This window comes from Sphingopyxis sp., from assembly GCF_035565275.1.
Lineage (GTDB): Bacteria > Pseudomonadota > Alphaproteobacteria > Sphingomonadales > Sphingomonadaceae > Sphingopyxis.
On the sequence record NZ_DATMST010000224.1, the window covers coordinates 1 to 8,638 of the forward strand.

The 8,638-nt window shown below is 65.8% G+C and carries 8 protein-coding genes and 1 pseudogene; 5 read left to right on the forward strand and 4 right to left on the reverse strand.

Annotated elements, in window-relative coordinates; all coding sequences use genetic code 11:
* The 3 genes from VN047_RS15575 to VN047_RS15585 all read left to right on the forward strand — a co-directional run.
* Positions 1-640 (forward strand): mitofilin family membrane protein (locus tag VN047_RS15575; protein WP_325544233.1); only part of this gene is annotated, 640 nt, incomplete at its 5' end.
* A gap of 39 nt (positions 641-679) precedes the next feature.
* Positions 680-1,882 carry an acyl-CoA dehydrogenase gene (locus VN047_RS15580; RefSeq protein ID WP_325544235.1) on the forward strand — a complete coding sequence of 401 codons (1,203 nt, stop codon included), beginning with the start codon at positions 680-682 and terminating at the stop codon, positions 1,880-1,882.
* On the forward strand, positions 1,875-3,026 hold the full coding sequence (locus tag VN047_RS15585; protein WP_325544237.1) for a CaiB/BaiF CoA-transferase family protein: 1,152 nt from the start codon (positions 1,875-1,877) through the stop codon (positions 3,024-3,026). The genes VN047_RS15580 and VN047_RS15585 overlap by 8 nt, the downstream gene beginning before the upstream one ends.
* A 55-nt stretch (positions 3,027-3,081) precedes the next feature.
* On the opposite strand, the gene VN047_RS15590 is transcribed toward VN047_RS15585, so the two are convergent.
* A complete protein-coding gene (locus VN047_RS15590; protein ID WP_325544239.1) occupies positions 3,082-5,409 on the reverse strand; it encodes a TonB-dependent receptor in 2,328 nt (775 codons plus the stop codon).
* Between the two features lie 204 nt (positions 5,410-5,613).
* Here VN047_RS15590 and VN047_RS15595 point away from each other — a divergent pair, with 204 nt between their 5' ends.
* Positions 5,614-6,255, forward strand: coding sequence for a TetR/AcrR family transcriptional regulator (locus tag VN047_RS15595; protein ID WP_325544241.1), 642 nt, complete (start codon positions 5,614-5,616; stop codon positions 6,253-6,255).
* Here the strand turns inward: VN047_RS15595 and metW are convergent.
* The 3 genes from metW to metX are packed head-to-tail and all read right to left on the reverse strand — an operon-like array spanning position 6,252 to position 8,394.
* Positions 6,252-6,839: a methionine biosynthesis protein MetW gene (metW, locus tag VN047_RS15600; RefSeq protein ID WP_325544243.1), complete on the reverse strand. Its 588-nt coding sequence runs from the start codon at positions 6,837-6,839 to the stop codon at positions 6,252-6,254. The genes VN047_RS15595 and metW overlap by 4 nt on opposite strands.
* Positions 6,836-7,273, reverse strand: a complete 438-nt coding sequence (locus VN047_RS15605) for a GNAT family N-acetyltransferase (protein ID WP_325544245.1) — start codon at positions 7,271-7,273, stop codon at positions 6,836-6,838. Before VN047_RS15605 ends, metW begins: the two co-directional genes overlap by 4 nt.
* Positions 7,270-8,394: a homoserine O-acetyltransferase MetX gene (gene metX, locus VN047_RS15610; protein ID WP_325544247.1), complete on the reverse strand. Its 1,125-nt coding sequence runs from the start codon at positions 8,392-8,394 to the stop codon at positions 7,270-7,272. The genes VN047_RS15605 and metX overlap by 4 nt, the downstream gene beginning before the upstream one ends.
* Before the next feature lie 79 nt (positions 8,395-8,473).
* Here metX and VN047_RS15615 point away from each other — a divergent pair.
* A pseudogene (locus VN047_RS15615) lies at positions 8,474-8,638 on the forward strand (histidinol-phosphate transaminase); the annotation flags it as partial.

Sequence of the window (8,638 nt, forward strand, 5' to 3'; positions counted from 1 at the left end):
GCTCGACGGCGCCAACGCGCTCGCCGCGCGCGTCGCCGAGCTGGAGCAGCGGCTTTCGCGCATTACGCTGGAAGCCGAATCGGCATCGGGCAACGCTTCGCGCGCCGAGGGGCTGCTCGTCGCCTTTGCGGTCCGCCGCGCACTCGATCGCGGCCTTTCGCTCGGCTATCTCGACGCCCAGCTTCGCCTGCGTTTCGGCGACGATCAGCCCAATGCAGTCAAGACGATCATCGAAACCTCGCGCGAACCGGTGACGCTCGAACAGCTGCGTGCCGAACTCGACGCGCTGGCGCCGCAGCTCGTCGGGCGCGACGGCGAGGGAAATGGCAGCCTGTGGACGGGCCTTCGCCGCGAGCTTGGCGAGTTGTTCGTCGTGCGCGCCGCCGGAACCCAGTCGCCGCGCGCCTCCGAACGGCTTGAACGCGCGCGGCGCTATCTTGGCGCGGGGCAGGCCGACAAGGCGATTGCCGAGGTCGAGGCGATGCCCGGCGCCGCCGTCGCGGCGGACTGGATGATCGATGCGCGGCGTTACAATGATGCACGGCGCGCGCTTGACCTGATCGAGACCGCCGCGATACTGGAACCGCGCGACACTCCCCCTGCCGCGATGGCCCGCAAGACGGCCGAACCGACCCCTTAGCGCGGCCCGGCCGGGCCGGCCTTTGAAGAAAGTCATTCCATGGCCCTTGCCGATCCGCAGCGCATCGAGGCGCTCGACCCGCTCGATCCCCTCCAGCTCGACGCCCAATTGAGCGACGAGGAGCGGATGGTGCGCGACACGGCGCGCGCCTACGCGACAAGCGAATTGCTGCCGCGCGTCACCTCGGCGTTCCTCGACGAGCGGTTCGACCGCGAGATCATGTCCGAAATGGGCGCGCTTGGCCTGCTGGGCGCGACGATCGATCCCGAATATGGCGGCGCGGGGCTCAGCTATGTGAGCTACGGGCTGATCGCGCGCGAGGTCGAGCGGATCGATTCGGGGTACCGGTCGGCCTGTTCGGTGCAGAGCTCGCTCGTGATCCATCCGATCAACGCCTATGGCAGCGAGGAGCAGAAGCGGAAGTTCCTGCCCGGGCTGACCTCGGGCGAACTCGTCGGCTGTTTCGGGCTGACCGAACCCGATGCGGGCAGCGATCCCGCGGGAATGCGCACGCGCGCCGAGAAGATCGCGGGCGGCTATCGCCTCAAGGGCGCGAAGATGTGGATCACCAATTCGCCGATCGCCGACGTCTTCGTCGTGTGGGCGAAATCCGACGCGCACGACGGCGCGATTCGCGGCTTCGTGCTCGAAAAGGGGATGAAGGGCCTGTCGGCCCCGAAGATCGAGGGCAAGGTGAGCCTGCGCGCCTCGGTCACCGGCGAGATCGTGATGGACGCGGTCGAGGTCGGCGAGGATGCGCTGCTGCCCAATGTGTCGGGGCTGAAAGGTCCGTTCGGTTGCCTCAACCGCGCGCGTTACGGCATCGGCTGGGGCGCGATGGGCGCGGCCGAATTCTGCTACGAGGCGGCGCGGAATTATACCGGCGAGCGCAAGCAGTTCGGGCGTCCGCTCGCGGCGAACCAGATCGTGCAGCTGAAACTCGCAAACATGCTCACCGAGATCGCGCTCGGCACGCAGGCGGCGCTGCGCGTCGGCCGGCTGATCGACGAGGGGCATCTGGCGCCCGACATGATCAGCTTCCTGAAGCGCAACAATTGCGGCAAGGCGCTCGATATCGCGCGCGTCGCGCGCGATATGCACGGCGGAAACGGGATTTCGGCCGACTATCATGTGATTCGCCATGCGGTGAACCTCGAGACGGTGAACACCTATGAGGGCACGCACGACGTCCATGCGCTGATCCTCGGCCGCGCGATCACCGGCATTTCCGCCTTTGCCTGATTCGAAACCGGCGCCCGGACCGCTGGAGGGCATCCGCGTCGTCGAGCTGGCGCGGGTGCTTGCGGGCCCTTGGTGCGGGCAGCTGCTCGCCGACCTCGGCGCCGGGGTGGTGAAGGTCGAGCGGCCGGGCGCCGGCGACGACACGCGGCACTGGGGACCGCCGTTCGTGACGGGCGAGGACGGTGCGAATCTGGGCGCGGCCTATTATCACAGCTGCAATCGCGGCAAGACGGGCGCCGCGATCGATATCGCGACCGCCGAGGGACAGGCCGCGGTTCGCGCACTGATCGCCGATGCCGACGTGGTGATCGAGAATTACAAGGTCGGCGGGCTCGCCAAATATGGTCTCGATCCGGCGACACTCATCGCCGATTTTCCGCGGCTGATCGTCTGTTCGATCACCGGATTCGGGCAGACGGGTCCCTATGCGCATCGCGCGGGTTATGATTTCATCATTCAGGCGATGGGCGGCGCGATGTCGCTGACCGGCGAGCCCGATGGCGCGCCGCAAAAGGCAGGCATCGCCTATGCCGACATCTTTACCGGCATGTATTCCGCCGTCGCGATCCTCGCGGCGCTGCGACGCCGTGACGTCACGGGCGACGACGGGGGTGGGGGCGCGCATATCGACATGGCGCTGCTCGATTGTCAGGTCGGCGTGCTCGCCAATCAGGCGGCCAATTATCTCGCGAGCGGCACATCGCCGAAGCGCATGGGCAATGGCCACGCCAATGTCGTGCCCTATCAGGCTTTCGCGACCGCCGATGGCCAGCTGGTGATCGCGGTCGGCAACGACGGGCAGTTCCGCAGGCTGTGCGCGATACTGGGCGAGCAGGGGTGGGCCGACGAGGCGCGCTTTGCGACCAACGCGGCGCGGCTGGCGAATCGCAGCGAGCTGATCCCGCTGCTCGCGGCGAAGATCGCGACGTGGGAGGCGCAGCCGCTGTCGCTGGCGCTCGAGGCCGAAGGGGTGCCCGCGGGGCCGATCAACGATATCGCCGCCGTTTTTGCCGATCCGCAGGTGCAGGCGCGCGGGATGCAGTTCCGGCCCGACGGCGCATCGGTCGACGGGCTGGCGAGCCCGATCGTGATCGACGGCGAGCGCATGGTTGCGCGCACCGGGGCGCCGCCGCTCGGCGCATAGAAAAAGGGGCGCCGCAACGGACGCCCCTTTCCCCCTTTTTCAAGGTGTGGTCCGGTCAGAATTTGACCGTGCCGGTGACGAAAACCTGCCGCGGGTTGCCATAGAAGGCGGTGAGCACGCCCTCGACCCCCAGCGTCGAGCCTCCGGCGGCGTTCTGATAATTATAGCCCGACGTGATATATTGCTTGTCGGTCAGATTCTTGCCGTGGATGCCGATAGAATAATCGCCGCTATCGGCGGTCCAGACGAGGCTCGCGTCCCACAGGACGTAGCCGGGCTGGTCGAGTGCCGGGATCGGCACCTCGAACTGGTGCGTCAGGCTGCGATAGGTCAGGCCGGTCGATGCGTCGATATTGCCGCCCATCGCCGGAATGCCCGCCGCGACCGAGCCCGTCACCGTCCATTTGGGCGTGTTCTGGAAGGTGCGCTGCCCGGATACGTCGGCGGGAGGATTGCCGGCGATGAAGCTTTTATACTTGGCGTCGATATAACCGAGCGCGCCGTTGAAGCGGAAGGTCGAACCCGCGCCGGCGAAGTCGCGCGCGAGAATCGCATTGGCTTCGGCCTCGATGCCCTGAAGCCGTGCCTTGCCCGCATTGGTGGTGATGCCGCAGAAACTGGGGAGGCCCAGAGCGTCCACGCAGGCGGAAGATCCCGGAATCTGGACGTTCTTGTAGTCCATGTAGAAGCCGGCGAGGCTCAGGGTCAGCCGGCGATCGAGCAACGATCCCTTGTAGCCGATTTCATAGCTGTCGACCTTTTCGGGTTCGAACGAAAGATAGTCGTAGATGTCCTGATAGGTTCGGCCCGCCACCGGATCGCTGATCGGCGCCGATACGCCGGATCCGCGCGGATCGAAGCCGCCCCCCTTGAACCCCTTCGAATAGGAGGCGTAGATCATATTGTCGGCATCGGGCTTGAAGCTCAGCGATGCGCGCGGGGTGAATTCCTTGAAGGTGCGATCGCCTTGGAAATCCGTGGCCACCGCAGTGGTGATCGGTGCCACCGTGCCGCCGAATTCGGGCGACAGACCCGAAATGCGCGTCGCCTTGTAGACGAAGGCGTCGCGCTTGTCGTTCGTATAGCGTCCGCCGACCGACAGGCTCAGCTGTTCGGTGAAGTCAAAGGTGAAATCGCCGAATACCGACCAGGTCTTCGTTCGCACATCACCGGCGGTGTATGCGTTGAAGCCGGGGAAGCCGACCGACGAACCGACGAGCCCGAGCAACACGTCGAACGAGGTCGCGGCCTTGGCATCGAGATAATAGAAGCCGACAAGGCCGTGCAGCCGGTCGCCTTCGTAGAGAAGCTGGAATTCCTGGCTGAGCTGTTCGTTGCGGTAGACCGCGGGAACATCGACGTCGACCGACGGCAAGGCATCGAAATCGATCGGGGTGAAGCTGGTGTCCTTGCGCCACGAACTGATCGAGCGCAGCGTCACATTGTCGGTGAGTTCGGCAGAGACATTCATAGCGAGACCATAAGCCTTCACATCCTGCCTCGGGTCGTTGAGTCCCGCGCGCGTGTCGTAGACGTCGCCGAGGACAGGCGCGCCCGACACCAGCCCCGGGATCAGGCGGTGGCCGTTGCGCGGGTCGGACTTGTCGCGCGTATAGTCACCCGAGATGCGGATCAGGACCGGCGCGCCATTGCCGCCGAGTTCGACCGTCCCGCGGCCAGCCCAGACGTCCTTGTTGTAATTTTCGAGCCCCGGAATCGTCAGATTATCGCCGAAGCCGCCGCGCGACAGGCGCGCCACCGAGCCGCCGACGCGGAAGATGTCGCTGATCGGCGCGCTCGCGGTGACGACGAGATCGGCCTGGTCGTAGGTGCCATAGGTGGCCCGGATACGCAGTTCGGGCGAATCGGGATTGAGCGCGCGCGCCACATATTTGACCGCGCCGCCGATCGTATTGCGGCCGTAGAGCGTGCCCTGCGGGCCGCGCAGCACCTCGATGCGTTCGACGTCGTAAATGTCGAGCACTGCGCCCTGCGGCCGGTTCAGATAGACGTCGTCGAGGTAGATGCCGACGCCCGCCTCGAAGCCCGGAACCGGATCCTGCTGGCCGACGCCGCGGATGAAGGCAGTCAACGTCGAGTTGGTGCCGCGCGAATTTTCGAGCGTCGTGTTAGGCGCCATGTTGGCGACGTCGGTGATGTCGATCGCGCCAACCCTGGACAGCGCGTCGCCAGAAATGGCGGTGACCGCGATCGGCACGTCGATCAGCCGCTCGTCGCGGCGCCGCGCGGTGACGATGATCTCGTCGCTGCTATCGGCGCTCGCGCCTTCCTCCTGCGCGAAAACCGGCGGAGCAAAGGCGATCATCGAAACCGCGCTGGTGGCAAGAATGCCGCGGCGCAGCGAGCGGGCGAAAGGACGCATGAAGACTCTCCCATGTGGCGGGTGACCCCTCGTCACCCTGTCTGCTTTTCTTGGGCCGGTGCTTGCCAAGCCGCGCCACTTCCAATAATGAAAGGTGAACCAAGTTTCAACTTGGAATATCGACGGCGCGTTTTTTGCTTGCCAGTGGTGCGGAAAAGCCACGATGGCGGCGGGAGCCGTGCCAAGGGGAGATGGAAGGCAGCCATGGATCAGCCGCAATCATCCGCGCCGCTCGCCGAAAACGAGGCGGGCAATCCGGACAAGACGCCGCGGACCGAGCGCGGGCGCAGGACGCTGCGAAAGCTGCTCGACGCGGCGGCGATCGAATTCGGCGAGCGCGGGTTCCACGAAGCCTCGATCAGCGCGATTACGCGTCGCGCCGGGACCGCGCTCGGCAGCTTTTACACCTATTTCGATTCGAAAGAGGAAATCTTCCAGGCGCTCGTCCGCTATATGAGCGAACAGCTGCGCGACCATGTCACGCCGATCGTGCAGGGCGCCCCCGACGCGATCGCGGCCGAACGGCTGGGGCTTCAGTCGTATCTGGGCTTCGTGCGCGAGCACAAGGAGATCTACCGGATCATCGACGAGGCCGAATTCGTCGATTATGCGAGCTATCGGAGCCATTATGAAACGACCGTAGAGCGCATCCGCCAGCGGCTCGAGGCCGGCGCGAAGCGTGGCGATATCCGGCCCGACGCGGGCGAGGTCCACGCTTGGGCGATCGCGGGCATGAACGTCTTCCTCGGTATGCGTTACGGCCTGTGGGACGACGCGCCCGACGTCGACGCGATTGCGCAGGCGGCGAACGACCTGCTCGCAAACGGACTGCTGAAGCGGGACTAACCCCGGTTAATCAGGAAGATGGCGTGTTCGGCGCGCCAGCTGGCGGCGGCATCGCTCGTCGGCTTGTCGCCCGAGAGATGCCAGACGCGCTCGACCCCGATTCCCTTGGAATGGACGAGGTCGCGGAAATCGCTGACCGTCACATGATGGATGTTCGGCGTTTCGTACCAAGCGATCGGAATCGACCGCGTTACCGGCATGCGCCCGCCCCAGAGCAGCGCAAGCCGCACGCGCCAGTGCGCGAAATTGGGGAAGCTGACGAACGCGCGCGGCGCGATGCGCAGCAGTTCGTCCACGACGCGGTCGGGGCGCTCTGTCGTCTGGAGCGTCTGCGACAGGATCGCATAGTCGAATGCATCGTCGGGATAGTCGGCAAGGTCGTGGTTCGCGTCGCCCTGCACCACCGACTGGCCGCGCGCGATCGCCGCGGTGACGTTCGCCGGATCGATTTCGAGCCCGCGCGCGTCGACGCCCTTGTTGCGCAGCGCAACCATCAGCTCGCCGTCGCCACAGCCGACGTCGAGCGCGCGGGTTCCGGGCGGTACGGCAGCCGCGATGATCGCGAGATCGGGGCGAAGTTTCATTGCCGGGGTCGCCTGTAAACGTCGGGGAAATGCCGTTGCATGAACGGTTCACTGTCTTCGACGGCCGTCCAGCCGAGCGCTGCATAGAGCCCGTGGGCGTCGCTCGTCGCGAGCATCCACCGCCGCAGCCCCTGAAGGTCGGCATGATCGTGAAGCGCCGTCACCATGCGCGCGGCAAGGCCATGCCCGCGATGCGATCCGAGGACATAGACGTCGGCGAGATAGGCAAAGGTCGCCCGGTCGGTGACGACCCGCGCAAACCCGACCTGTTCACCGCCGGGACCGAAAGTGCCGACACACAATGATCCCGCGACGGCGCGTTCGACGATTTCGAGCGGAATATGTTCGGCCCAGTAGCTTTGCACCAGAAACGCGTGGATCGCATCGATCTGCATCTCGGCCCGGTCGAAGGACAGGCGGTAGTTTTCGGTCATGCCGCCCCTGCGTTCAGCGCACCCGCGACGAGGCGGTCGAGCGCGGGGACGTCGAGAAGGAAGCTGTCGTGGCCGAAGGGTGCCGACAGCTCGACGAAGCTCGCCGCAGCGCCCACGCTTTGCAGCGCCTGCACGACGCGGCGCGATTCGGAGGTCGGATAGAGCCAGTCGGTGTCGAAACTGACGAGTGTGAAGCGCACATCCTTCGCGTTCGCGAAGGCCCCGGCGAGACGACCGTCGTGCGGGTCGGCGAGATCGAAATAATCCATCGCGCGCGTGATATAGAGATAGGCGTTGGCGTCGAAGCGGTCGGTGAAGGCCAGCCCCTGATGCCGGAGATAGGATTCGATCTGGAAATCGGCATCGAAACCGAAGCTCTTGATGTCGCGCGCCTGCAGGCGGCGGCCGAATTTCTCGGTCAGCCCCTCTTCGGACAGATAGGTGATGTGCGCCGCCATGCGCGCAACCGCGAGCCCCTTGGCGGGCGCACGCGCGCTGCCGTAATATTGGCCGTCCTGCCAGTCGGGATCGGCCATGATCGCTTGCCGTCCGACCTCGTGAAACGCGATATTCTGCGCCGAATGGCGCGCCGCGCTGGCGATGACAAGCGCAGAGGCAAGGCGTTCGGGATAGGCTGCGGCCCAGGCGAGCGTCTGCATTCCGCCCATCGACCCGCCGACGACGGCGTGAAGTCGCGCGATGCCGAGATGATCGAGCAGCATCGCCTGCGCGCGCACCATGTCGGCGATCGTGATGACGGGGAATTGCATGCCGAGCGGCGCGCCGGTAGCCGCGTCCGGGGTGGCAGGGCCGCTCGTCCCCATGCAACTGCCGAGCACATTGGCGCAGATGACGTGGAACCGGTCGGTGTCGATCGGCTTGCCGGGGCCGACCATGCGCGCCCACCAGCCGGGCTTGCCGGTGGCGGGATGGTCGCTCGCGACATATTGGTCGCCGGTGAGCGCATGGCAGATCAGCACCGCGTTCGACTTGTCGGGATTGAGCGCGCCATAGCTTTGATAGGCGATCGTCACCGAGCCCAGCACCTGTCCGCTGTCGAGCGGCAGCGGCGCGGCGATCGTCACGCTGTGATGCCGGATATCGTGGAGCAGGCTCGCCATGGTTCGCGCGGGGCTAAGCGGGCGCGCGCACCCTGTCAACGTACTGGACTCGCGCAGCATAGCCGTTAAACGGCGCGGCATGACCGACGCGACCCAAAGCCTTCAGCCCAAGCCGTGGATCAGCGGCATCGCCCCCTATGTTCCCGGCAAGTCCGCCGGCGCCGACGGGCGTCCGCTGATCAAATTGAGCGCGAACGAAAATCCGCTCGGAACGGGCGAAAAGGCGCGCGCGGCCTTCGCTGCG

Bases quoted from the DNA above. Each gene is read 5' to 3' on its own strand.
- VN047_RS15590 (WP_325544239.1), bottom strand. From the start codon at position 5,409: ATGCGTCCTTTCGCCCGCTCGCTGCGCCGCGGCATTCTTGCCACCAGC.
- VN047_RS15605 (WP_325544245.1), bottom strand. From the start codon at position 7,273: ATGACCGAAAACTACCGCCTGTCCTTCGACCGGGCCGAGATGCAGATC.
- VN047_RS15595 (WP_325544241.1), top strand. From the start codon at position 5,614: ATGGATCAGCCGCAATCATCCGCGCCGCTCGCCGAAAACGAGGCGGGC.
- VN047_RS15580 (WP_325544235.1), top strand. From the start codon at position 680: ATGGCCCTTGCCGATCCGCAGCGCATCGAGGCGCTCGACCCGCTCGAT.
- metX (WP_325544247.1), bottom strand. From the start codon at position 8,394: ATGGCGAGCCTGCTCCACGATATCCGGCATCACAGCGTGACGATCGCC.
- metW (WP_325544243.1), bottom strand. From the start codon at position 6,839: ATGAAACTTCGCCCCGATCTCGCGATCATCGCGGCTGCCGTACCGCCC.